This is a genomic window from Shewanella baltica (genome assembly GCF_900456975.1).
Lineage (GTDB): Bacteria > Pseudomonadota > Gammaproteobacteria > Enterobacterales > Shewanellaceae > Shewanella > Shewanella baltica.
Genome location: NZ_UGYM01000002.1, coordinates 5,106,119 through 5,126,070 on the forward strand (window position 1 = coordinate 5,106,119; position 19,952 = coordinate 5,126,070).

34 protein-coding genes are annotated in these 19,952 nt (G+C 46.3%); 30 read left to right on the plus strand and 4 right to left on the minus strand.

The window, feature by feature from the left end; translation table 11 throughout:
* Window positions 1-5: 5 nt before the first annotated feature.
* The 30 genes from fusA to rplQ all read left to right on the plus strand — a co-directional run bounded on the left by fusA (window position 6) and on the right by rplQ (window position 17,320).
* The gene (gene fusA / locus DYH48_RS22745) at window positions 6-2,102 is read left to right on the plus strand and encodes an elongation factor G (protein ID WP_006083603.1); all 2,097 of its coding nucleotides are present in this window, start codon (window positions 6-8) and stop codon (window positions 2,100-2,102) included.
* A 72-nt stretch (window positions 2,103-2,174) separates the two neighbouring features.
* Window positions 2,175-3,359: an elongation factor Tu gene (gene tuf / locus DYH48_RS22750; protein ID WP_006083602.1), complete on the plus strand. Its 1,185-nt coding sequence runs from the start codon at window positions 2,175-2,177 to the stop codon at window positions 3,357-3,359.
* Window positions 3,360-3,694: 335 nt separating this feature from the next.
* Window positions 3,695-4,006: a 30S ribosomal protein S10 gene (gene rpsJ / locus DYH48_RS22755; protein WP_006083601.1), complete on the plus strand. Its 312-nt coding sequence runs from the start codon at window positions 3,695-3,697 to the stop codon at window positions 4,004-4,006.
* A gap of 30 nt (window positions 4,007-4,036) precedes the next feature.
* Complete coding sequence (rplC, locus tag DYH48_RS22760; protein WP_006083600.1) at window positions 4,037-4,675, plus strand: 50S ribosomal protein L3; 639 nt, start codon at window positions 4,037-4,039, stop codon at window positions 4,673-4,675.
* 17 nt (window positions 4,676-4,692) lie between these two features.
* The gene (gene rplD, locus DYH48_RS22765) at window positions 4,693-5,298 is read left to right on the plus strand and encodes a 50S ribosomal protein L4 (protein ID WP_006083599.1); all 606 of its coding nucleotides are present in this window, start codon (window positions 4,693-4,695) and stop codon (window positions 5,296-5,298) included.
* Window positions 5,298-5,600 carry a 50S ribosomal protein L23 gene (rplW, locus tag DYH48_RS22770; protein WP_025008843.1) on the plus strand — a complete coding sequence of 101 codons (303 nt, stop codon included), beginning with the start codon at window positions 5,298-5,300 and terminating at the stop codon, window positions 5,598-5,600. Before rplD ends, rplW begins: the two co-directional genes overlap by 1 nt.
* A gap of 16 nt (window positions 5,601-5,616) precedes the next feature.
* Complete coding sequence (gene rplB, locus DYH48_RS22775) at window positions 5,617-6,441, plus strand: 50S ribosomal protein L2 (protein ID WP_006083597.1); 825 nt, start codon at window positions 5,617-5,619, stop codon at window positions 6,439-6,441.
* 14 nt (window positions 6,442-6,455) lie between these two features.
* Window positions 6,456-6,734, plus strand: a complete 279-nt coding sequence (rpsS, locus tag DYH48_RS22780; protein WP_006083596.1) for a 30S ribosomal protein S19 — start codon at window positions 6,456-6,458, stop codon at window positions 6,732-6,734.
* A gap of 15 nt (window positions 6,735-6,749) precedes the next feature.
* The gene (gene rplV / locus DYH48_RS22785) at window positions 6,750-7,082 is read left to right on the plus strand and encodes a 50S ribosomal protein L22 (RefSeq protein WP_006083595.1); all 333 of its coding nucleotides are present in this window, start codon (window positions 6,750-6,752) and stop codon (window positions 7,080-7,082) included.
* A 9-nt stretch (window positions 7,083-7,091) separates the two neighbouring features.
* A complete protein-coding gene (gene rpsC, locus DYH48_RS22790) occupies window positions 7,092-7,784 on the plus strand; it encodes a 30S ribosomal protein S3 (protein WP_006083594.1) in 693 nt (230 codons plus the stop codon).
* Window positions 7,785-7,795: 11 nt separating this feature from the next.
* A complete protein-coding gene (rplP, locus tag DYH48_RS22795; RefSeq protein ID WP_006083593.1) occupies window positions 7,796-8,206 on the plus strand; it encodes a 50S ribosomal protein L16 in 411 nt (136 codons plus the stop codon).
* The gene (rpmC, locus tag DYH48_RS22800) at window positions 8,206-8,397 is read left to right on the plus strand and encodes a 50S ribosomal protein L29 (protein WP_006083592.1); all 192 of its coding nucleotides are present in this window, start codon (window positions 8,206-8,208) and stop codon (window positions 8,395-8,397) included. Before rplP ends, rpmC begins: the two co-directional genes overlap by 1 nt.
* Window positions 8,397-8,645 (plus strand): 30S ribosomal protein S17, encoded by a 249-nt coding sequence (gene rpsQ, locus DYH48_RS22805; protein ID WP_006083591.1) that lies wholly within the window; start codon window positions 8,397-8,399, stop codon window positions 8,643-8,645. The genes rpmC and rpsQ overlap by 1 nt, the downstream gene beginning before the upstream one ends.
* A 180-nt stretch (window positions 8,646-8,825) precedes the next feature.
* On the plus strand, window positions 8,826-9,194 hold the full coding sequence (gene rplN / locus DYH48_RS22810) for a 50S ribosomal protein L14 (RefSeq protein ID WP_006083590.1): 369 nt from the start codon (window positions 8,826-8,828) through the stop codon (window positions 9,192-9,194).
* Between the two features lie 11 nt (window positions 9,195-9,205).
* A complete protein-coding gene (gene rplX, locus DYH48_RS22815) occupies window positions 9,206-9,520 on the plus strand; it encodes a 50S ribosomal protein L24 (RefSeq protein WP_006083589.1) in 315 nt (104 codons plus the stop codon).
* Window positions 9,521-9,532: 12 nt separating this feature from the next.
* Entirely contained in the window at window positions 9,533-10,072 is a 540-nt protein-coding gene (gene rplE, locus DYH48_RS22820; protein ID WP_006083588.1) for a 50S ribosomal protein L5, read from the plus strand.
* A 10-nt stretch (window positions 10,073-10,082) separates the two neighbouring features.
* Window positions 10,083-10,388: a 30S ribosomal protein S14 gene (rpsN, locus tag DYH48_RS22825; protein WP_006083587.1), complete on the plus strand. Its 306-nt coding sequence runs from the start codon at window positions 10,083-10,085 to the stop codon at window positions 10,386-10,388.
* A gap of 24 nt (window positions 10,389-10,412) precedes the next feature.
* Entirely contained in the window at window positions 10,413-10,805 is a 393-nt protein-coding gene (gene rpsH / locus DYH48_RS22830; protein WP_006083586.1) for a 30S ribosomal protein S8, read from the plus strand.
* A gap of 10 nt (window positions 10,806-10,815) precedes the next feature.
* Entirely contained in the window at window positions 10,816-11,349 is a 534-nt protein-coding gene (gene rplF / locus DYH48_RS22835) for a 50S ribosomal protein L6 (protein WP_006083585.1), read from the plus strand.
* 10 nt (window positions 11,350-11,359) lie between these two features.
* Entirely contained in the window at window positions 11,360-11,710 is a 351-nt protein-coding gene (gene rplR / locus DYH48_RS22840) for a 50S ribosomal protein L18 (protein WP_006083584.1), read from the plus strand.
* Between the two features lie 11 nt (window positions 11,711-11,721).
* A complete protein-coding gene (gene rpsE, locus DYH48_RS22845; protein ID WP_006083583.1) occupies window positions 11,722-12,225 on the plus strand; it encodes a 30S ribosomal protein S5 in 504 nt (167 codons plus the stop codon).
* A 6-nt stretch (window positions 12,226-12,231) separates the two neighbouring features.
* Window positions 12,232-12,414 carry a 50S ribosomal protein L30 gene (gene rpmD / locus DYH48_RS22850; protein WP_006083582.1) on the plus strand — a complete coding sequence of 61 codons (183 nt, stop codon included), beginning with the start codon at window positions 12,232-12,234 and terminating at the stop codon, window positions 12,412-12,414.
* 3 nt (window positions 12,415-12,417) lie between these two features.
* Window positions 12,418-12,852 carry a 50S ribosomal protein L15 gene (rplO, locus tag DYH48_RS22855; protein WP_006083581.1) on the plus strand — a complete coding sequence of 145 codons (435 nt, stop codon included), beginning with the start codon at window positions 12,418-12,420 and terminating at the stop codon, window positions 12,850-12,852.
* Window positions 12,853-12,859: 7 nt separating this feature from the next.
* Entirely contained in the window at window positions 12,860-14,200 is a 1,341-nt protein-coding gene (gene secY, locus DYH48_RS22860; protein WP_006083580.1) for a preprotein translocase subunit SecY, read from the plus strand.
* Window positions 14,201-14,221: 21 nt separating this feature from the next.
* A complete protein-coding gene (gene rpmJ, locus DYH48_RS22865) occupies window positions 14,222-14,335 on the plus strand; it encodes a 50S ribosomal protein L36 (RefSeq protein WP_006083579.1) in 114 nt (37 codons plus the stop codon).
* 117 nt (window positions 14,336-14,452) lie between these two features.
* Window positions 14,453-14,809, plus strand: a complete 357-nt coding sequence (gene rpsM / locus DYH48_RS22870; RefSeq protein ID WP_006083578.1) for a 30S ribosomal protein S13 — start codon at window positions 14,453-14,455, stop codon at window positions 14,807-14,809.
* Between the two features lie 15 nt (window positions 14,810-14,824).
* Window positions 14,825-15,217 (plus strand): 30S ribosomal protein S11, encoded by a 393-nt coding sequence (gene rpsK, locus DYH48_RS22875; protein ID WP_006083577.1) that lies wholly within the window; start codon window positions 14,825-14,827, stop codon window positions 15,215-15,217.
* Window positions 15,218-15,249: 32 nt separating this feature from the next.
* The gene (gene rpsD, locus DYH48_RS22880; RefSeq protein WP_006083575.1) at window positions 15,250-15,870 is read left to right on the plus strand and encodes a 30S ribosomal protein S4; all 621 of its coding nucleotides are present in this window, start codon (window positions 15,250-15,252) and stop codon (window positions 15,868-15,870) included.
* 24 nt (window positions 15,871-15,894) lie between these two features.
* A complete protein-coding gene (locus DYH48_RS22885) occupies window positions 15,895-16,884 on the plus strand; it encodes a DNA-directed RNA polymerase subunit alpha (RefSeq protein ID WP_006083574.1) in 990 nt (329 codons plus the stop codon).
* A gap of 40 nt (window positions 16,885-16,924) precedes the next feature.
* Window positions 16,925-17,320 (plus strand): 50S ribosomal protein L17, encoded by a 396-nt coding sequence (rplQ, locus tag DYH48_RS22890; RefSeq protein WP_006083573.1) that lies wholly within the window; start codon window positions 16,925-16,927, stop codon window positions 17,318-17,320.
* Window positions 17,321-17,379: 59 nt separating this feature from the next.
* On the opposite strand, the gene DYH48_RS22895 is transcribed toward rplQ, so the two are convergent.
* The 4 genes from DYH48_RS22895 to DYH48_RS22910 all read right to left on the minus strand — a co-directional run bounded on the left by DYH48_RS22895 (window position 17,380) and on the right by DYH48_RS22910 (window position 19,952).
* Window positions 17,380-18,387, minus strand: coding sequence for an ABC transporter substrate-binding protein (locus DYH48_RS22895; RefSeq protein WP_115336003.1), 1,008 nt, complete (start codon window positions 18,385-18,387; stop codon window positions 17,380-17,382).
* Between the two features lie 133 nt (window positions 18,388-18,520).
* Entirely contained in the window at window positions 18,521-19,009 is a 489-nt protein-coding gene (gene ccmE, locus DYH48_RS22900) for a cytochrome c maturation protein CcmE (RefSeq protein ID WP_011982115.1), read from the minus strand.
* Entirely contained in the window at window positions 19,006-19,206 is a 201-nt protein-coding gene (gene ccmD, locus DYH48_RS22905) for a heme exporter protein CcmD (protein WP_011982116.1), read from the minus strand. The genes ccmE and ccmD overlap by 4 nt, the downstream gene beginning before the upstream one ends.
* Entirely contained in the window at window positions 19,206-19,952 is a 747-nt protein-coding gene (locus DYH48_RS22910; RefSeq protein ID WP_011982117.1) for a heme ABC transporter permease, read from the minus strand. The genes ccmD and DYH48_RS22910 overlap by 1 nt, the downstream gene beginning before the upstream one ends.

Genomic DNA, 19,952 nt, shown 5'->3' on the forward strand with positions numbered 1-19,952 from the left:
TAATCGTGGCTCGTACAACCCCAATTGAGCGTTATCGTAATATCGGTATTTGTGCTCATGTTGACGCAGGTAAAACCACCACAACAGAACGTGTTCTGTTCTATACCGGTTTGTCTCATAAAATCGGTGAGGTGCATGACGGCGCCGCTACCACAGACTGGATGGTTCAAGAGCAAGAGCGTGGTATCACTATCACCTCGGCTGCGGTAACCACATTCTGGCGTGGTATGGATGCTCAATTCACTGAACACCGCATCAATATCATCGATACCCCTGGTCACGTTGACTTTACTATTGAAGTTGAACGGTCTCTGCGCGTCCTCGACGGCGCTGTTGTCGTTTTCTGTGGTTCATCTGGTGTTGAACCTCAGTCAGAAACAGTGTGGCGTCAAGCTGATAAATACCGCGTTCCACGCTTAGTATTTATCAACAAGATGGACCGTGCAGGTGCAGACTTTGAACGTGTAGTGAAGCAAATTAGAACTCGTCTTGGAGCCACTTGTGTGCCTATTCAATTGAATATTGGTGCAGAAGAAAACTTCAAAGGCGTGATCGACTTAATCAAGATGAAAGCAATTAACTGGAATGAATCAGACCAGGGTATGACTTTCACTTATGAGGAGATCCCTGCAGAGTTAGCGGCTAAAGCGGCTGAAATGCATGAGTATCTAGTTGAAGTAGCCGCCGAATCCTCGGATGAACTGATGGATAAGTACCTTGAAGAAGGCACGCTATCAGAAGACGAGATTAAAAAGGCACTACGTCAGCGTACTATAAATAATGAAATCGTTTTAGCGACTTGTGGTTCTGCATTTAAGAACAAAGGCGTTCAAGCGGTACTTGATGCGGTTATTGAATTCTTGCCAGCGCCAATTGATGTGCCTCCAATTAAGGGCATCGATGAGAACGACCAAGAAGTAGAGCGCCCATCAGATGACAATGCGCCTTTTGCTGCATTGGCATTTAAGATTGCTACAGATCCATTCGTAGGAACTTTGACCTTTATCCGCGTGTACTCAGGCGTACTCGAATCAGGTTCGGGCGTTTACAACTCTGTGAAACAGAAGCGTGAACGCGTAGGTCGTATGGTGCAAATGCATGCAAACGATCGTACTGAACTGAAAGAAGTCCGTGCTGGTGATATCGCAGCGGCGATTGGTCTAAAAGAAGTGACTACGGGTGATACGCTTTGTGATAACGATCATAGAGTGATCTTGGAACGTATGGAGTTCCCAGAGCCAGTAATTACCATTGCCGTTGAGCCTAAGTCAAAAGCCGACCAGGACAAAATGGGTATCGCGTTGCAAAAGCTTGCAGCGGAAGATCCATCATTCCGAGTTGAAACTGACGAAGAATCATCACAAACTCTGATTTCGGGTATGGGTGAGTTACACTTAGACATCATCGTCGACCGTATGCGTCGCGAATTCGGTGTTGAATGTAACGTAGGTAAGCCACAAGTGGCCTACCGCGAAACTATCCGAGCATCAGTAGAAGCTGAAGGTAAATTTGTACGCCAATCAGGTGGTCGTGGACAATTCGGTCACGTTTGGTTAAAACTAGAGCCTAATGAAGAAGGCGCTGGTTACGAATTTGTCAATGCAGTTGTGGGAGGTGTGATTCCTCGTGAATTCATTCCTGCGGTTGATAAAGGTATCCAAGAACAGATGAAGAATGGCGTTCTCGCTGGCTTCCCTGTGTTGGACGTGAAGGTCACTCTGTTCGACGGTTCATATCATGATGTGGACTCGAATGAGATGGCGTTCAAAATTGCAGGTTCTATGGGCTTCAAAAAGGGTGCGCTTGAAGCGAATCCGGCGTTGCTCGAACCTTGCATGAAAGTAGAAGTAACTACCCCTGAAAATTATATGGGTGATGTCGTTGGTGATTTAAACCGTCGTCGTGGCTTGATTGAAGGGATGGATGATGGCTTCGGTGGCATCAAAATAGTCCATGCTGTAGTGCCTCTTTCTGAAATGTTTGGTTATGCAACTGATTTGCGCTCTGCTACTCAGGGTCGCGCTTCATACTCTATGGAGTTTTTGAAGTACTCTGATGCACCGCAAAACATTGCAAAAGCGATTATTGAATCTCGTAGCTAATATCCAGTTACGACATAAATGTTATTATGGTCCAGCACTGACTGGACTATTCTGAAAAGAAAGGAATATATCGTGGCAAAAGCTAAATTTGAACGTATTAAGCCTCACGTAAACGTGGGCACCATTGGTCACGTTGACCATGGTAAAACCACACTGACTGCAGCTATCTCTCACGTACTGGCTAAGACCTACGGTGGCGAAGCTAAAGACTTCTCTCAAATCGATAACGCTCCAGAAGAGCGTGAGCGCGGTATTACAATCAATACCTCTCACATCGAATATGACACGCCTTCACGTCACTACGCACACGTAGACTGCCCAGGCCATGCTGACTATGTTAAAAACATGATCACTGGTGCTGCACAGATGGACGGCGCGATTCTAGTAGTTGCTTCTACAGACGGTCCAATGCCACAGACTCGTGAGCACATCCTGCTTTCTCGTCAGGTTGGCGTACCGTACATCATCGTGTTCATGAACAAATGTGACATGGTAGATGACGAAGAATTACTGGAATTGGTAGAAATGGAAGTTCGTGAACTTCTGTCAGAATACGATTTCCCAGGTGATGATTTACCAGTAATCCAAGGTTCAGCTCTGAAGGCGCTAGAAGGCCAACCAGAGTGGGAAGCTAAGATTATTGAACTGGCAAATGCACTGGATTCTTACATTCCAGAACCACAACGTGACATCGATAAGCCGTTCCTACTGCCAATCGAAGACGTATTCTCAATCTCTGGCCGTGGTACTGTAGTAACTGGTCGTGTTGAGCGTGGTATTGTTAAAGTTGGTGATGAAGTTGAAATCGTTGGTGTTCGCACTACGACTAAAACAACGTGTACTGGCGTAGAAATGTTCCGTAAGCTGCTTGACGAAGGTCGTGCAGGTGAGAACTGTGGTGTGTTATTACGTGGTACTAAGCGTGATGACGTAGAACGTGGTCAAGTATTGGCTAAACCAGGTTCAATCAACCCACACACCACTTTTGAATCAGAAGTTTATGTTCTGTCAAAAGAAGAAGGCGGACGTCACACTCCATTCTTCAAAGGCTACCGTCCACAGTTCTACTTCCGTACAACTGACGTAACCGGTACTATCGAACTGCCAGAAGGCGTAGAGATGGTAATGCCTGGCGACAACATCAAAATGGTAGTTACTCTGATTTGCCCAATCGCGATGGACGAAGGTTTACGCTTCGCAATCCGTGAAGGTGGTCGTACAGTAGGTGCTGGTGTAGTAGCTAAAATCATTGCTTAATAGCGATAGAGATTAGTTTGAAAAGGAAGCTTCGGCTTCCTTTTTTGTTTTAGGGGCTGGTTTTATCCACAAATTTGTGTAAAATGCTCGCCACTCTGAAGTTAAATAGTTATTTGATGACTATTTACACAGTGGGCTTGATATCCGGATTTAGATAGGTATAATGGCCCCCTCGTCGACCTAGGTCGACGAATTAAATGATTAGTCGCTTAAGTTAATCATTATCATAGCGGCTCCGATTGGGAGTCGAACGGTTAAATCATCTCGCTCTGCTTTTCTATATAGAAGAAGCTAGAGGGTGATTTTTTATATGTCCATTTTAGGAGCTCTGGTCAATGCAGAACCAAAGAATCCGTATCCGCTTAAAGGGATTTGATCATCGCTTAATTGATCAATCTACAGCGGAAATCGTTGAAACTGCTAAGCGTACAGGCGCTCAAGTACGTGGTCCAATTCCACTACCTACGCGTAAAGAGCGTTATACCATTTTGATCTCTCCGCACGTTAATAAAGATGCTCGTGACCAGTACGAATTACGTACACACAAGCGCCTGGTTGACATCGTAGAGCCAACTGAAAAGACTGTAGACGCGTTAATGCGTTTAGATCTTGCGGCTGGTGTCGACGTACAGATTAGCTTGGGTTAATTGAGATCCTAGTAAGAAGAGGTTTGAGAGATGGCTATCGGTCTTATTGGTCGTAAAGTTGGTATGACTCGCATCTTCACTGAAGATGGTGTTTCAATACCAGTTACTGTAATTGAAGTTGCAGGCAACCGTGTTACTCAAGTGAAAACTTTAGAAACTGACGGCTACCGTGCACTTCAAGTTACAACTGGCACCAAAAAAGCCAATCGCATCACTAAACCAGAAGCAGGTCACTTTGCCAAGAGCGGCGTTGAAGCCGGTCGTGGTTTGTGGGAAATGCGTTTGGTAGACGGTGAAGGCGAGGGCATTGAAGTTGGTGCTGAGCTAAATGTTGATATTTTCGCAGACGTAGCGAAAGTAGATGTTACTGGTCAATCTAAAGGTAAAGGCTTCCAAGGCGGCGTTAAGCGTTGGAACTTCCGTACTCAAGATATGACTCACGGTAACTCTTTGTCGCACCGCTCGAATGGTTCTATCGGTCAGAACCAAACGCCTGGTCGCGTATTCAAAGGCAAAAAAATGTCAGGCCATATGGGTGCCGAGCGTGTTACTACTCAAAATCTAGTTGTAGTTCGTGTAGATGTTGAGCGTAACCTGCTACTAGTCCGTGGCGCTGTTCCTGGCGCTACCAATGGCGACTTGATTATCAAGCCTGCCGTTAAAGCTTAAGGTCTGAGGAGATAGTAATGGAATTGGTATTGAAAGACGCGCAAAGCGCTCTTGAAGTTTCCGAAACTACCTTCGGCCGTGACTTTAACGAGGCACTGGTTCATCAGGTAGTTGTAGCATACGCTGCAAACGCGCGTCAGGGCACTCGTGCTCAAAAGACTCGTGCGGAAGTAACTGGCTCAGGCAAAAAGCCTTGGCGCCAAAAAGGAACTGGCCGTGCTCGTGCTGGTTCTGTTAAAGGCCCAATCTGGCGTGGCGGTGGCGTAACATTCGCTGCTAAAACCCAAGATCATAGCCAAAAAGTTAACAAAAAGATGTACCGCGGCGCGCTGAAAAGCATTCTGTCTGAATTGGTACGTCAAGAGCGTCTGGTTGTTGTTGAATCTTTCGGTGTTGAAGCTCCTAAAACTAAAGAGCTGAAAGCTAAATTGAAAGCAATGAACCTTGAAGACGTTCTGATTGTGACTGCAGAAGTTGATGAGAACTTATTCTTAGCAGCTCGTAACCTGTACAAAGTTGACGTTCGTGACGTAGCGGGTCTTGACCCAGTTAGTCTGATCGCGTTCAACACTGTGCTTGTGACTGCTGACGCAGTGAAGCAAATCGAGGAGATGCTAGCATGATGATCCGCGAAGAACGTTTGCTAAAAGTTATTCTCGCTCCACACATCTCTGAAAAGAGCACTGTGAACGCTGAGAAGCACAACACTGTTGTTTTCCGCGTAGCTATCGATGCAACTAAAGCTGAAATTAAAGCTGCTGTTGCTAAGCTATTTGAAGTTGAAGTTGATTCAGTTCGCACTTTAGTAAGCAAAGGCAAAACTAAACGCACTGGTGGCCGTACTGGTCGTCGTAGCGATTGGAAAAAAGCCTATGTAACTCTAGCTGCTGGTGCTGACATCGATTTCGTCGGCGGCGCTGAGTAAGCAAAGGAGAATTATCATGGCAGTTATTAAGTGTAAGCCAACCTCTCCAGGTCGTCGCCACGTTGTTAAAGTGGTGAACACTGACCTGCATAAGGGTAAACCCTTTGCTGGCCTGTTGGCGAAAAAATCTAAAAGTGGTGGCCGTAACAATACTGGCCGTATCACTGTCCGTCACGTAGGTGGTGGTCATAAGCAGCATTATCGTCTAATCGACTTCAAACGCGATAAAGATGGTATCCCTGCAAAGATTGAGCGTCTGGAATACGATCCAAACCGCACAGCTAACATCGCGTTAGTACTGTATGCGGATGGTGAACGTCGTTATATTCTTGCTGCCAAAGGCATGCAAGCTGGCGATAAGATCCAGTCTGGTGTTGCTGCCGAGATCAAAACCGGTAACGCAATGCCACTGCGCAACATCCCAGTAGGTTCTGTAGTTCACGCAGTTGAAATGAAGCCTGGTAAAGGTGCTCAGATCGCTCGTTCTGCAGGTGCTTATGTACAAGTTGTTGCTCGTGATGGCGCATATGCCACTCTACGTCTTCGCTCAGGCGAAATGCGTAAAGTGCCAGTTGATTGCCGCGCGACATTTGGTGAAGTTGGTAATGCCGAACACATGCTACGCCAGTTAGGTAAAGCAGGTGCTAAACGCTGGAGAGGCATACGTCCTACAGTGCGTGGTGTTGCAATGAACCCAGTAGACCATCCACACGGTGGTGGTGAAGGCCGTACTTCTGGTGGTCGTCACCCAGTGACTCCATGGGGTGTGCCAACTAAGGGTTATAAAACTCGTAGTAACAAGCGCACTGACAAGTACATCGTACGTCGTCGTAATAAATAGTAAGAGGATTCGCCATGCCACGTTCTCTCAAGAAAGGTCCCTTCATTGACCTGCACTTGCTGAAGAAGGTAGAGAAAGCGATGGAAGCCGGTGACAAAAAGCCTATTAAGACTTGGTCACGTCGCTCTATGATCATTCCAAATATGATTGGTTTGACCATCGCTGTCCATAATGGTCGTCAGCACGTTCCTGTGTTCGTAACTGACGAAATGATCGGCCACAAACTTGGTGAATTTTCACCAACTCGCACTTATCGTGGCCATGCCGCTGATAAGAAAGCGAAGAAGCGTTAATACGGGAGGAATAAGATGGAAGTTTTAGCTAAACATCGTTTTGCCCGTACGTCTGCGCAGAAGGCCCGTCTGGTTGCTGATCAAATTCGTGGTTTGCCTGTTGCTAAGGCACTCGAAATTTTGACTTTCAGCCCCAAGAAAGCCGCCGTACTGGTTAAAAAAGTACTTGACTCAGCTATCGCAAACGCCGAACACAACGAAGGCGCGGATATTGATGAGCTTAAAGTAGGAGCCGTCTTCGTAGATGAAGGCCCTACTATGAAGCGTATCATGCCACGTGCTAAAGGCCGCGCTGATCGTATCATGAAGCGTACCAGCCACATTACTGTGGTTGTATCAGATCGCTAGGAGAGAGCAATGGGACAGAAAGTACATCCTAATGGTATCCGTCTGGGTATCACCAAGCCTTGGATCTCTACCTGGTACGCAGATAAATCAGATTACGCAAGTAACCTGAACAGCGACTGGGAAGTGCGTAAGTTTCTTGTAGAGAAATTACAAGCTGCTTCAGTATCTAAGATTGTTATCGAGCGTCCAGCGAAAAGCATCCGCGTTACCATTCACACTGCCCGTCCAGGTGTTGTGATCGGTAAGAAAGGTGAAGACGTTGAAGTATTGCGTGCTGCAGTGTCAAAACTTGCTGGCACTCCTGCTCAAATTAACATCGCTGAGATCCGTAAACCTGAGCTAGATGCCAAATTAGTTGCTGATTCAATTGCACAGCAATTAGAGCGTCGCGTAATGTTCCGTCGTGCTATGAAGCGCGCAGTTCAAAACGCAATGCGTATTGGTGCTCAAGGTATCAAAGTACAAGTTAGTGGCCGTTTAGGCGGAGCTGAGATTGCGCGTGACGAGTGGTATCGTGAGGGTCGTGTACCTTTACATACTTTGCGTGCTGATATCGACTATTCTACATCTGAAAGTCACACCCAATACGGTGTGATTGGCGTTAAAGTTTGGATCTTCAAAGGTGAAGTTCTAGATGGAATGCTGCCACAGATTGAAGAACCGAAGCAGCAGCAACCTAAGCGCAAGCCTCGTGGTAAATAGGAGAGCCGGCAATGCTGCAACCTAAACGTATGAAGTTTCGCAAGATGTTCAAAGGCCGCAACCGCGGTCTAGCGAACGGTACCGAAGTTAGCTTTGGTACTTTTGGTCTGAAAGCAGTCGGCCGTGGCCGTTTAACTGCCCGTCAGATCGAATCTGCACGTCGTGCCATGACACGTCACATTAAGCGTCAGGGACAAATTTGGATTCGAGTTTTCCCGGACAAGCCGATTACCTCTAAGCCTCTTGAAGTGCGTATGGGTAAAGGTAAAGGTAACGTTGAATACTGGGTATGTCAGATTCAACCTGGTAAGGTTCTTTATGAGATGAATGGTGTTTCTGAAGTGATCGCTCGTGAAGCGTTTGCTTTGGCTGCTGCCAAGCTTCCAATTAAGACTACCTTCGTAACTAAGACGGTGATGTAATGAAAGCGAGCGAACTGAGAGAAAAAAGCGTTGAAGAACTGAACGCTGAACTACTTGGTCTGCTGCGTGAGCAGTTTAACCTGCGTATGCAACACGCCACTGGTCAGTTGACTCAGACTAATCAACTGAAATTGGTGCGCCGTAACATTGCGCGCGTTAAGACCATTATTACTTCTAAGGCGGGTGCATAATGTCTGATAAAATCCGTACTTTGCAGGGTCGTGTAACTAGCAACAAGATGGACAAGTCCATTACTGTTGCTATCGAACGCCAAGTGAAACACCCAATTTATGGGAAATACATTAAGCGTACGACGAAGATCCATGCACATGACGAAACTAATCAGTGCAATGAAGGCGATTTAGTAGCGATTCGCGAATGTCGTCCTTTGTCTAAGACTAAGTCTTGGACCCTGGTTGAAGTAGTATCAAAGGCCTAAGTTAATTAGGTATTTAGGTAAACGGCTCCAGAATGTGGGGCCGTTTGTTTTTTAATACTATACATTCCACTTTTATGGTGTTATATTTGCGCGCCATTTTTGACTAAATTAATAGCAAAAATGAGTGTTTTTATTGTCCCATAGTGGGAATTGTGTAGTAACGATAGCGGAGCACTTAAAATGATCCAAATGCAATCGACTCTTGACGTTGCTTGTAACAGCGGCGCACGCAGAGTTCAGTGTATTAAGGTCTTGGGTGGCTCTCATCGTCGTTATGCCGGTATCGGCGACATCATCAAAGTTTCTGTTAAAGAAGCGATTCCTCGCGCTAAAGCGAAGAAAGGCGATGTGTATAACGCGGTGGTAGTCCGTACTAAGAAAGGCGTACGTCGTCCAGACGGTTCTGTCATTCGCTTCGATCGGAATGCAGCTGTTCTTTTGAACAACAACCTGCAGCCGATTGGTACTCGTATCTTTGGACCAGTGACACGTGAATTGCGTAATGAGCAGTTTATGAAAATTGTCTCGCTGGCACCAGAAGTACTGTAAGGAGCTTCAAAATGGCAGCTAAAATACGTCGTGAAGACGAAGTGATTGTATTAGCAGGTAAAGACAAGGGTAAACGTGCAAAAGTTTCTCAAGTCCTTCCTACTGGTAAATTGATTGTTGAAGGCATCAATCTTGTCAAAAAACACCAAAAGCCAAACCCACAATTGGGCGTAGCTGGCGGTATTGTTGAGAAAGAAGCACCGATACAAGCATCAAATGTAGCGATTTTCAACTCTGCCACTGGCAAAGCTGATCGCGTTGGTTTCCGCTTTGAAGACGGCAAAAAAGTTCGTTTCTTCAAATCGAACAGTGAACTCGTTAAGTAATTGGAGTAAACGATGGCGAAACTGCATGATAAATACCAAGAGACTGTTGTCGCTGAACTTGCTAAAAAGTTCGGTTATACCAGTGTCATGCAAGTCCCTCGGATTGAGAAAATCACCCTAAACATGGGTGTTGGCGAAGCTGTTGCAGACAAGAAAATCATGGACCATGCTGTCCGTGATATGACTGCAATCGCTGGTCAAAAACCAGTAGTGACTGTAGCTCGTAAGTCAGTTGCTGGTTTTAAAATCCGTGAAGGCTACCCTATTGGCTGTAAAGTTACCCTACGCGGTGAGCGTATGTGGGAATTCTTAGAGCGTTTAGTCGATATCGCAATCCCACGTATTCGTGACTTCCGTGGCTTAAGCGCTAAAGCGTTTGACGGCCGTGGTAACTACGCAATGGGCGTGCGTGAGCAGATCATCTTCCCAGAAATCGATTACGATAAAATCGATAAGATTCGTGGTATGGATATTGTTATCACTACTACTGCGAAGAATGATGAAGAAGGTCGTGCTTTGTTAGACGCTTTTAACTTCCCATTCAAGAAATAAGGGTAGCGTAATGGCAAAAACATCAATGAAAGCACGTGAAGCTAAACGTGCACAGCTCGTGGCCAAGTACGCTGAAAAGCGTGCGGCTCTTAAGACTATCATTGCAAGTCCAGCTTCTTCTGACGAAGATCGTTGGGATGCGGTACTTAAGCTGCAAGCTCTACCACGTGATTCCAGCGCTGCGCGTCAACGCAATCGTTGTAATCAAACTGGTCGCCCTCATGGCTTCTTACGTAAATTCGGCTTAAGCCGTATCAAATTACGTGAAGCAACCATGCGTGGTGAAGTTCCTGGCCTGCGTAAGGCCAGCTGGTAAGCACTTGTCACGGAGTAAGCTAATATGAGCATGCAAGATCCTATTGCGGATATGTTAACCCGTATTCGTAACGGCCAAGCTGCTAACCACGTATCGGTGAAGATGCCTTCAGCTAAGTTGAAAGTCGCAATTGCGAAACTACTTAAAGATGAAGGTTATATCGCTGATTACGCCGTAGCAGATGAAGCCAAGCCTGAACTGGAAGTTACTTTAAAGTATTTCCAAGGCCAACCAGTCGTTGAGACTATCCAGCGTGTAAGTCGCCCTGGTCTTCGTATTTACAAAGGTAAAAACGAACTTCCAAAGGTGATGGGCGGTCTGGGTGTCGCAATTGTGTCCACTTCTAAAGGCTTGATGACTGATCGTGCCGCCCGCCTTGCAGGCATGGGTGGCGAGGTTATCTGCTACGTAGCTTAAGGAGCTAGGAATGTCTCGTGTAGCAAAAGCACCAGTATCTATTCCAGCTGGCGTAGAGGTGACCTTGAACGAACAGACCCTTACCGTCAAAGGCGGAAAAGGTAGTCTGACTCGAGTGATCAACAATGCGGTCAATGTTGTTATTGAAGCTGGCGTAGTTAAGTTCCTCCCTGTTGAAGGCGTTTCTAACGCTTGGGCACAGGCTGGTACAACTCGTGCATTAGTAAACAACATGGTTGTTGGTGTATCTCAAGGTTTTGAGCGTAAATTAAAGTTAGTTGGCGTTGGTTACCGTGCGAAACTCGTCGGTTCTGACATTGACCTTACTTTAGGTTTCTCTCATCCGTTAGTACACAAACTGCCCGCAGGCGTTACTGCAGAGTGCCCTAGCCAAACTGACATCGTCCTACGTGGCGTTGATAAACAGTTAATTGGCCAAGTCGCTGCTGAGATTCGCGGATACCGTCCACCAGAGCCATATAAAGGCAAGGGTGTTCGCTATGACGACGAAGTAGTACGCCGTAAAGAGGCTAAGAAGAAGTAGGTAACGCGATATGGATAAGAAAACATCTCGCTTACGTCGCGCTACTCGCGCTCGTAAGAAGATCCAAGAGCTGGGCGTGAACCGTCTGGTTGTACATCGTACACCGCGTCACATTTATGCTCAGGTGATCAATCCTGAAGCTCAGGTGTTGGCAGCTGCTTCAACCGTAGAAAAAGCGGTTAAAGAGCTACTGAAGAGTACCGGTAACGTAGACGCAGCGAAAGCAGTAGGTAAATTTGTTGCTGAGCGCGCGATCGAAAAAGGCGTAACTTCAGTTGCGTTCGATCGTTCTGGTTTCAAGTATCACGGTCGTGTAGCTGCTTTAGCAGATGCAGCTCGTGAAGCTGGCCTGAAGTTCTAAGGGGTTATAAAATGGCTAAATTAGAAGCTCAGCAAAAAGACGATCTGCAAGAGAAATTGATTGCAGTTAATCGTGTTTCTAAAGTAGTTAAGGGCGGTCGTATCTTTAGCTTCACAGCACTGACAGTAGTGGGTGACGGTAACGGTAAGATTGGCTATGGCTATGGCAAAGCACGTGAAGTTCCAGCAGCGATTCAAAAAGCTATGGAAAAAGCTCGTCGTAACATTGTGACCGTTGAGTTGAATGCAGGTACTCTGCATCACCCAGTTAAAGGTCGTCATACTGGTTCTCTTGTGTACATGCAACCCGCATCACAAGGTACTGGTATTATTGCCGGTGGCGCAATGCGTGCCGTATTGGAAGTAGCAGGCGTTCATAACGTTCTGTCAAAAGCATACGGTTCTACTAACCCGATCAACATCGTTCGCGCGACTGTCGATGCTTTGGTGCACATGAAGTCACCTTCGCAAATCGCAGCTAAGCGTGGCCTGAATGTTGACGAAATTCGGGGGTAATGCACCATGGCAACTAAAACTGTAAAAGTTACTCAAACTAAAAGCGGTATCGGTCGTTTACCGAAGCACCGTGCAACCCTAACGGGTCTTGGTTTGCGTCGCATTGGTCACACTGTTGAATTAGAAGATACTCCTTCAGTTCGCGGTATGATCAACAAGGTCTACTACATGGTTAAGGTGGAGGATTAATAGATGCGTTTAAATACTCTATCTCCAGCTGCAGGCTCTAAGCATGCACCAAAGCGTGTAGGCCGTGGTATGGGCTCAGGTCTAGGTAAAACAGCGGGTCGTGGTCATAAAGGCCAAAAGTCTCGTTCTGGTGGCGGTGTACGCCCAGGATTTGAAGGTGGTCAAATGCCACTTAAAATCCGTTTACCTAAATTTGGTTTTACCTCGCGTCGCGCTATGGTAACAGCTGAAGTTCGTGTACTCGAACTGGCAAAAGTTAACGGTGATGTTATCGACTTAAACGCTCTGAAAGATGCGAACGTTATAACTCGCAACATCCAGTTTGCGAAAATTGTTCTTTCAGGTACCATTGAGCGCCCTGTGACTGTTAAAGGTCTGAAGGTAACCAAAGGTGCACGTGCAGCTATTGAAGCTGCCGGCGGTAAGATCGAGGAATAATACGTCGATGGCAAAACCAGGACTTGATTTAAAAAGCGCGAAAGGTGGACTTTCAGAATTGAAAGCTCGCCTCCTGTTCGTGATTGGTGCGATTATCGTCTTTAGAGCCGGTTCGTTTGTGCCAATTCCTGGTATTGACGCAGCTGTATTAGCAGAGCTGTTTGCTCAGCAAAAAGGGACCATCCTGGGCATGTTTAACATGTTCTCGGGTGGCGCCCTTTCGCGTGCCTCTATCTTTGCATTAGGTATCATGCCGTATATTTCGGCATCGATTATCATGCAACTGTTGACTGTCGTACATCCTGCACTCGCTGAATTGAAAAAAGAAGGCGAATCAGGTCGTAAGAAAATCAGTCAATATACCAGATGGGGTACCTTAGTGCTGGGTACATTCCAGTCGGTCGGTATTGCAACCGGGTTACCAAACTTAGTGCCAGGCCTTGTGGTCAACATTGGATTTGGGTTCTACTTTGTTGCGGTTGTGAGCTTAGTGACGGGAACTATGTTCCTTATGTGGCTAGGTGAGCAGATTACCGAACGTGGTATAGGTAACGGTATCTCGATTTTGATTTTCGCAGGTATTGTTGCTGGATTACCTTCCGCTATCGGCCAAACGGCTGAGCAGGCGCGTCAAGGTGACTTGAATGTGTTAGTATTGTTGTTGCTCGCGGTAATTGTGTTTGCAGTGACTTATTTTGTAGTGTTTGTGGAACGTGGTCAGCGTCGTATCGTCGTTAACTATGCTAAGCGTCAGCAGGGCCGTAAGGTGTTCGCTGCGCAAAGTACCCATTTACCGCTTAAAATAAACATGGCAGGTGTTATTCCGCCAATTTTTGCGTCAAGCATCATTTTGTTCCCTGGAACACTGGCTCAGTGGTTCGGTCAAAATGAATCCATGTCATGGTTAAGTGATTTTTCACTGGCTGTGTCACCTGGACAACCGCTTTACTCATTATTATATGCAACAGCAATTATCTTTTTCTGTTTCTTCTATACTGCGTTGGTATTTAACCCACGCGAAACAGCAGATAACTTGAAGAAGAGTGGTGCATTCATCCCTGGGATCCGTCCTGGAGAACAGACTTCGCGTTACATTGATAAAGTTATGACCCGTTTGACATTGGCAGGCGCGTTATACATAACCTTTATCTGCTTAATTCCGGAGTTCATGTTAATCGCGTGGAAAGTACAGTTCTATTTTGGCGGTACTTCACTACTCATTATGGTAGTCGTGATCATGGACTTCATGGCTCAGGTTCAGACGCATATGATGTCTCATCAGTATGAGTCTGTGATGAAGAAAGCTAACCTAGTAAACAAAGCGAATTTAGATCGCTTTGGTCGCTAAGTAGCTTTACGGAGTGATGAAATGAAAGTTCGAGCTTCCGTGAAGAAGATCTGCCGTAACTGCAAGATCGTCAAGCGTAGTGGCGTTGTACGCGTTATCTGTGTTGAACCAAAACACAAACAGCGTCAAGGCTAAAAAGTAATTTGTTCAGCCCATGAATTGGGCTGAACAAAATTTAGTTTGCAAATCTGTTGACTGTCGAGTATCCTTTCGGGCTTTTCGCAGTTGGCCTTTAACTTTAAGGAGTGCATAGTGGCCCGTATCGCTGGCATTAACATTCCTGATCAAAAGCATACAGTCATCGCATTGACTGCTATTTTCGGCATCGGCCGTACTCGCGCTAGAGCAATCTGCGCGGCTACAGCAATCGCTGAAACTGCTAAGATCAAGGAATTGAGCGAAGCTCAAATAGATATACTACGCGAAGAAGTCGCCAAATACATTGTAGAAGGTGACTTACGTCGTGAGATTTCAATGAACATCAAGCGTCTTATGGATCTTGGTTGTTATCGTGGTCTCCGCCATCGCCGTAGCCTGCCTCTCCGTGGGCAACGTACTAAGACCAATGCGCGTACGCGTAAAGGTCCACGTAAACCTATTAGAAAGTAACGGGAAGGTAAAGCAATGGCTAAAGTTCCGTCACGTTCTCCGCGTAAGCGCGTACGTAAACAGGTTGCAGATGGCATGGCTCATATCCATGCTTCTTTCAACAACACTATTGTCACCATTACAGATCGTCAAGGTAATGCGTTGTCATGGGCTACTTCAGGTGGTTCAGGTTTCCGTGGTTCACGTAAATCTACTCCATTTGCTGCACAGGTGGCTGCTGAGCGTGCAGGTGCTGCTGCTCAAGACTACGGTTTAAAAAACCTTGAAGTGTTTGTGAAGGGTCCAGGTCCAGGTCGTGAGTCAGCCATTCGTGCGCTGAACGCTGTTGGTTATAAAATTACCAACATTACCGATGTGACGCCGATCCCTCATAATGGTTGTCGTCCTCCTAAAAAGCGTCGTGTATAACGCCGTTTCGTTAGGATAGTTGGAGAAAGATCATGGCAAGATACTTGGGTCCCAAGCTCAAGCTCAGCCGCCGAGAAGGTACAGACCTTTTCTTAAAAAGCGGTGTGAGAGCAATCGATTCAAAGTGTAAACTGGAAACTGCACCTGGACAACATGGCGCTCGTAAGCCACGTTTGTCAGAGTACGGTACTCAGTTACGCGAAAAACAAAAAGTTCGTCGTATTTACGGTGTGTTAGAAAAACAATTCCGTAACTATTACAAAGATGCTGCACGTACTAAAGGCAACACAGGTGAAAACCTGCTTCAGCTTTTAGAAACCCGTCTTGATAACGTCGTTTATCGTATGGGCTTCGGTGCAACTCGTGCAGAATCACGTCAGCTAGTAAGCCATAAATCAATTATGGTTAACGGTCGTGTTGTTAACATTCCATCATTCAAAGTGTCTGCGAATGATGTTGTGAGCATCCGCGAGAAGTCACGTACTCAAGCTCGTATTAAAGCGGCTTTAGAAGTGGCAGCTCAACGCGAGAAGCCTACATGGGTTGAAGTCGACAATGCGAAAATGGAAGGTGCTTTCAAGCGCGTTCCAGAACGTAGCGATTTGTCTGCGGAAATTAACGAACAGCTGATCGTCGAGCTTTACTCTAAGTAAGGCTAACAAACAAGAGAGGACACAATGCAGGGTTCTGTTACAGAATTTCTTAAACCGCGTCTCGTTGATATCGAGCAGGTTAACTCAACACGTGCCAAGGTTACATTGGAACCACTTGAGCGTGGTTTCGGCCACACTTTAGGTAACGCGTTGCGTCGCATCCTATTGTCGTCTATGCCCGGCTGCGCGGTTACCGAAGTCGAGATTGACGGTGTACTGCACGAATACAGCAGTAAGGAAGGCGTTCAAGAAGATATCCTTGAGATCTTGTTAAACCTGAAAGGGTTAGCAGTGACTATCGAGGGTAAAGACGAGGCTATGCTTACGTTGAGCAAGTCCGGCGCAGGCCCTGTCATCGCAGCAGATATCACGCATGATGGTGATGTCACTATCGTGAATCCTGATCATATTATCTGTCACCTGACAGGTAACAATGATATCAGCATGCGTATTCGCGTTGAGCGTGGTCGTGGCTATGTACCAGCATCTGCTCGTGCACAGACTGAAGACGATGATCGCCCAATCGGCCGCTTGCTGGTTGATGCTTCTTTCTCGCCAGTTGCACGTATTGCCTACAATGTAGAAGCAGCACGTGTAGAACAGCGTACTGACTTAGATAAACTCGTTATCGATATGACCACAAACGGTACTATCGATCCTGAGGAAGCTATCCGTCGTTCTGCAACTATTCTGGCTGAACAGCTAGATGCGTTTGTTGAATTACGTGACGTGACTGAGCCAGAGCTGAAAGAAGAGAAGCCGGAATTCGATCCGATTCTGCTGCGTCCTGTCGACGATTTAGAGCTAACTGTACGTTCGGCTAACTGCTTGAAAGCCGAAGCGATTCATTACATCGGAGATCTGGTACAGCGCACTGAAGTTGAGTTGCTGAAGACCCCTAACTTAGGTAAGAAATCTCTTACTGAAATTAAGGACGTTTTAGCTTCTCGCGGACTGTCGTTAGGTATGCGTTTGGAAAATTGGCCTCCAGCCAGTTTAGCAGACGACCTATAAGTCTCAGGTTTGTACAGATTTAGGTTATAAGGATTAGGTCATGCGCCATCGTAAGAGTGGTCGTCAACTAAACCGTAACAGCAGTCATCGCCAAGCCATGTTTCGCAACATGGCCGGTTCACTAGTTCGTCATGAGATCATCAAGACAACTGTGGCTAAAGCGAAAGAACTGCGTCGCGTAGTTGAGCCTCTGATAACACTTGCTAAGAGTGACAGCGTTGCAAACCGTCGTTTAGCGTTTGCACGTACTCGCGACGCTGAAGTCGTAGGTAAGTTATTTACTGAGTTGGGTCCACGTTACCAGGAACGTCCTGGTGGCTATACCCGTATCCTTAAGTGCGGTTTACGTGCTGGTGATAAAGCCCCTATGGCTTACATCGAGCTAGTTGGCCGTCCAGAAGCTGCTCAAGCTGTTGATGTTGAAGCTGCTGAGTAATTAAGGTTACACTTTTAAAAAGCCGGGCTAATGCCCGGCTTTTTTATGTCTTTTTATCGTTACTTCACCCAAAGAGTATTTTTCTCGATTTCTTTCGGTAGGCTAATATTCCATTTGGCCAACCCTTGCTGACTAAACATGTATTTCCCAAGATCATCCGTCACTGGAAAGATGTTTTCGGGTTTCTCGCCAGCCAGTATTTTTAACGCCATATTCGCTGCTAATTCGCCATGATGATAGCCATCGAGTACGTAACCTCCAATATTGCCCTCGGAGGAGACGCTAAATCCCCAAAATCCGAAATTCGGTACCGGTGTATGTTCTGATATCCATTTTAGGAGCTGATCCGCATCCACAGAACGATTTTCTGCATCCCTCACTGTTTGGTAGAGCGCCACGACAATGGCGTTATAGCCTTGCTCCTTCGCCGTCAGTACCTGTTGCTGCCAATCTGCGAGCTGTGACAATTGCACCAAATTCACTTCGATATCACCCAAAATACTTGAGTGTTGTTTGCTGATGTATTCTGCAGCTGAGTCTGAGGTAACACCTTGGTCAAATAGGACTAGTATTTTACGGTGCACAGTCTGTGGGAGTAAGCGTTGAATGAGGAGGAGTGAGCGTCGTAGCAGCGGCCTTTCTATGACACCGGTAAAGCGCTTGTGCTCATTGAGATGATACTCTCTAGGGTTCATATTCACCCCAAGATAGACCACGGGGATTAAGCTGTCATTGAGGCGCTGATGCAAAAGGTTAACCGCATTATCATCGGTGAGAATAACCAGTTGAGGTGCTTGGCTTTGGATGTACTTCCACGCTAAATCAGCTCTTTCGGCAAATTGCTCCTTTGGTAAACGCTTGGTATCCATTTCGAAATAACTCACATCGTGCAGGGGGCTAAGCGTGTCATTAATCACTCGGTAGTATTCTTGGTCCCATTGATATCCATGGTGATAGCTTTCGATCACGATCACTTTAGCTGCATTGGCGTTCTGTGAGAGACTCACAAGGCATAAGAGTAGGGCAACACAAAGCAAGTTTATGTTTAATGGTGTTATTTGAATCATACGCAGTCTTAGGTTTTGAAGCTGCCTTGAGTATAGTTCACCTTTAATTATCTAGATTGAGATAATAAAAAAGCCTCACTAGTTATTAGGCTAGGAGGCTTATTGTGTATGCTGTTGCTACTTCATCAATCGCTTACTTAGTGTCTGGTGCCTTTTGTTGGCTGTAATCCAACTTTTCGTGCTTTTGGCCCATGGCTTCGGCAACTTCTGGTGGCATGTAGTTTTCATCATGCTTAGCCAGTACTTCAGTCGCTTCTAGCTTACCATCAGCACCGAGTACACCTTGCGCCACAATACCTTGTCCTTCACGGAATAGATCGGGCAGTAGATCGTCATAGGTGACCAGTACTTCGCCGCCTAGAGAGTCATGCACTGCGAACTGCACATGTAAGCTCTTAGGATCTCGCACCATAGAACCGACTGTTACCATGCCGCCCACACGAATGCGTTGGCCAATTTCTGGTTTGACGCCAGTATCTGTTTTGCCGTGGACAATTTCAGACGGTGTATAGAATAAGTTTAAGTTGGAGTTCAGCGCATAAAGCAAAAGCGAAGTAATCGCGGCAACACCACCGATTAATGCCACTGCTAACGTCAGTCTTTTTTTGCGTCTTGGGTTCACGATTTAGTACTCCTAGTTTCTTTTAGGCGTTCTTCTCTATCCATCTTCTTCGCGATTTCAATTAACACCTTACGCTTTTGGCGTGCGCTGGTAATGATAAGCGTTGAGAGGCAGAAGAAGGTCACTCCGTAGGATAGCCACACGTAAAATGCATAGCCGCCCATATTAAAAAAATCACTGATTGAATCGAATTGCATTATTTGACCTCCTCAGCCTTAGCTAGTTCACGCACCCAAGGGCGCATGCCATTTCTTGCTAAAATTTCTGCTTTGAATCGCACAATAGTGATGGCACCAATCATGAGACCGAAGCCAAGCATATTGATTAACAGTGGATAGAGCATTTCCGTCGACATAGTCGATTTCTCGGTAATGCGGATAGTTGATGGCTGATGTAATGAGCTCCACCATTCAACTGAGTATTTGATGATAGGGATGTTAATTACACCCACGATCGCTAGGATCCCTGCAGCACGAGCCGCGAGCACTTTATCCTCAAATGAGGCATAGAGTGAGATAACACCTAGATATAGGAACAGTAATACTAGCTCAGAGGTTAAGCGTGCATCCCATACCCACCAAGCGCCCCACATAGGTTTACCCCATGCAGCACCGGTAAAGAGGGCAATAAAGGTGATTACTGCACCGATAGGCGCAATCGAAGCCGCTGCCCAGTCGGCAAGTTTTATCTGCCACACTAAACCGATAAAGGCTGCTGTAGCCATACCCATGTAAGCTGCCATCGACATAGAGGCTGCGGGTACATGGATAAAGATAATGCGATAGCTATCACCCTGTTGGTAATCCGTCGGCGCGAAGGCTAATCCCCATGTTGTGCCTACAGCAATAAACAGACCTGCTAAGATCGCAAACCATGGAAATAATGTTCCTGATAACTTATATGCGCGTTCAGGATCCGCGTAAGGGTGTAACCATTTCCACAT

Bases quoted from the DNA above. Each gene is read 5' to 3' on its own strand.
- rpsJ (WP_006083601.1), top strand. From the start codon at position 3,695: ATGCAGAACCAAAGAATCCGTATCCGCTTAAAGGGATTTGATCATCGC.
- rplN (WP_006083590.1), top strand. From the start codon at position 8,826: ATGATCCAAATGCAATCGACTCTTGACGTTGCTTGTAACAGCGGCGCA.
- rplP (WP_006083593.1), top strand. From the start codon at position 7,796: ATGCTGCAACCTAAACGTATGAAGTTTCGCAAGATGTTCAAAGGCCGC.
- rpsN (WP_006083587.1), top strand. From the start codon at position 10,083: ATGGCAAAAACATCAATGAAAGCACGTGAAGCTAAACGTGCACAGCTC.
- rplO (WP_006083581.1), top strand. From the start codon at position 12,418: ATGCGTTTAAATACTCTATCTCCAGCTGCAGGCTCTAAGCATGCACCA.
- ccmD (WP_011982116.1), bottom strand. From the start codon at position 19,206: ATGCAATTCGATTCAATCAGTGATTTTTTTAATATGGGCGGCTATGCA.
- rpsH (WP_006083586.1), top strand. From the start codon at position 10,413: ATGAGCATGCAAGATCCTATTGCGGATATGTTAACCCGTATTCGTAAC.
- DYH48_RS22895 (WP_115336003.1), bottom strand. From the start codon at position 18,387: ATGATTCAAATAACACCATTAAACATAAACTTGCTTTGTGTTGCCCTA.
- rpsK (WP_006083577.1), top strand. From the start codon at position 14,825: ATGGCTAAAGTTCCGTCACGTTCTCCGCGTAAGCGCGTACGTAAACAG.
- rplD (WP_006083599.1), top strand. From the start codon at position 4,693: ATGGAATTGGTATTGAAAGACGCGCAAAGCGCTCTTGAAGTTTCCGAA.
- rpmC (WP_006083592.1), top strand. From the start codon at position 8,206: ATGAAAGCGAGCGAACTGAGAGAAAAAAGCGTTGAAGAACTGAACGCT.
- rplX (WP_006083589.1), top strand. From the start codon at position 9,206: ATGGCAGCTAAAATACGTCGTGAAGACGAAGTGATTGTATTAGCAGGT.
- rpsD (WP_006083575.1), top strand. From the start codon at position 15,250: ATGGCAAGATACTTGGGTCCCAAGCTCAAGCTCAGCCGCCGAGAAGGT.
- rpsC (WP_006083594.1), top strand. From the start codon at position 7,092: ATGGGACAGAAAGTACATCCTAATGGTATCCGTCTGGGTATCACCAAG.
- rpsE (WP_006083583.1), top strand. From the start codon at position 11,722: ATGGCTAAATTAGAAGCTCAGCAAAAAGACGATCTGCAAGAGAAATTG.
- rplV (WP_006083595.1), top strand. From the start codon at position 6,750: ATGGAAGTTTTAGCTAAACATCGTTTTGCCCGTACGTCTGCGCAGAAG.
- secY (WP_006083580.1), top strand. From the start codon at position 12,860: ATGGCAAAACCAGGACTTGATTTAAAAAGCGCGAAAGGTGGACTTTCA.
- rplF (WP_006083585.1), top strand. From the start codon at position 10,816: ATGTCTCGTGTAGCAAAAGCACCAGTATCTATTCCAGCTGGCGTAGAG.
- DYH48_RS22885 (WP_006083574.1), top strand. From the start codon at position 15,895: ATGCAGGGTTCTGTTACAGAATTTCTTAAACCGCGTCTCGTTGATATC.
- rplQ (WP_006083573.1), top strand. From the start codon at position 16,925: ATGCGCCATCGTAAGAGTGGTCGTCAACTAAACCGTAACAGCAGTCAT.
- rpsS (WP_006083596.1), top strand. From the start codon at position 6,456: ATGCCACGTTCTCTCAAGAAAGGTCCCTTCATTGACCTGCACTTGCTG.
- rplE (WP_006083588.1), top strand. From the start codon at position 9,533: ATGGCGAAACTGCATGATAAATACCAAGAGACTGTTGTCGCTGAACTT.
- rpsQ (WP_006083591.1), top strand. From the start codon at position 8,397: ATGTCTGATAAAATCCGTACTTTGCAGGGTCGTGTAACTAGCAACAAG.
- rplR (WP_006083584.1), top strand. From the start codon at position 11,360: ATGGATAAGAAAACATCTCGCTTACGTCGCGCTACTCGCGCTCGTAAG.
- rplC (WP_006083600.1), top strand. From the start codon at position 4,037: ATGGCTATCGGTCTTATTGGTCGTAAAGTTGGTATGACTCGCATCTTC.
- DYH48_RS22910 (WP_011982117.1), bottom strand. From the start codon at position 19,952: ATGTGGAAATGGTTACACCCTTACGCGGATCCTGAACGCGCATATAAG.
- rplB (WP_006083597.1), top strand. From the start codon at position 5,617: ATGGCAGTTATTAAGTGTAAGCCAACCTCTCCAGGTCGTCGCCACGTT.
- rplW (WP_025008843.1), top strand. From the start codon at position 5,298: ATGATCCGCGAAGAACGTTTGCTAAAAGTTATTCTCGCTCCACACATC.
- rpmJ (WP_006083579.1), top strand. From the start codon at position 14,222: ATGAAAGTTCGAGCTTCCGTGAAGAAGATCTGCCGTAACTGCAAGATC.
- rpmD (WP_006083582.1), top strand. From the start codon at position 12,232: ATGGCAACTAAAACTGTAAAAGTTACTCAAACTAAAAGCGGTATCGGT.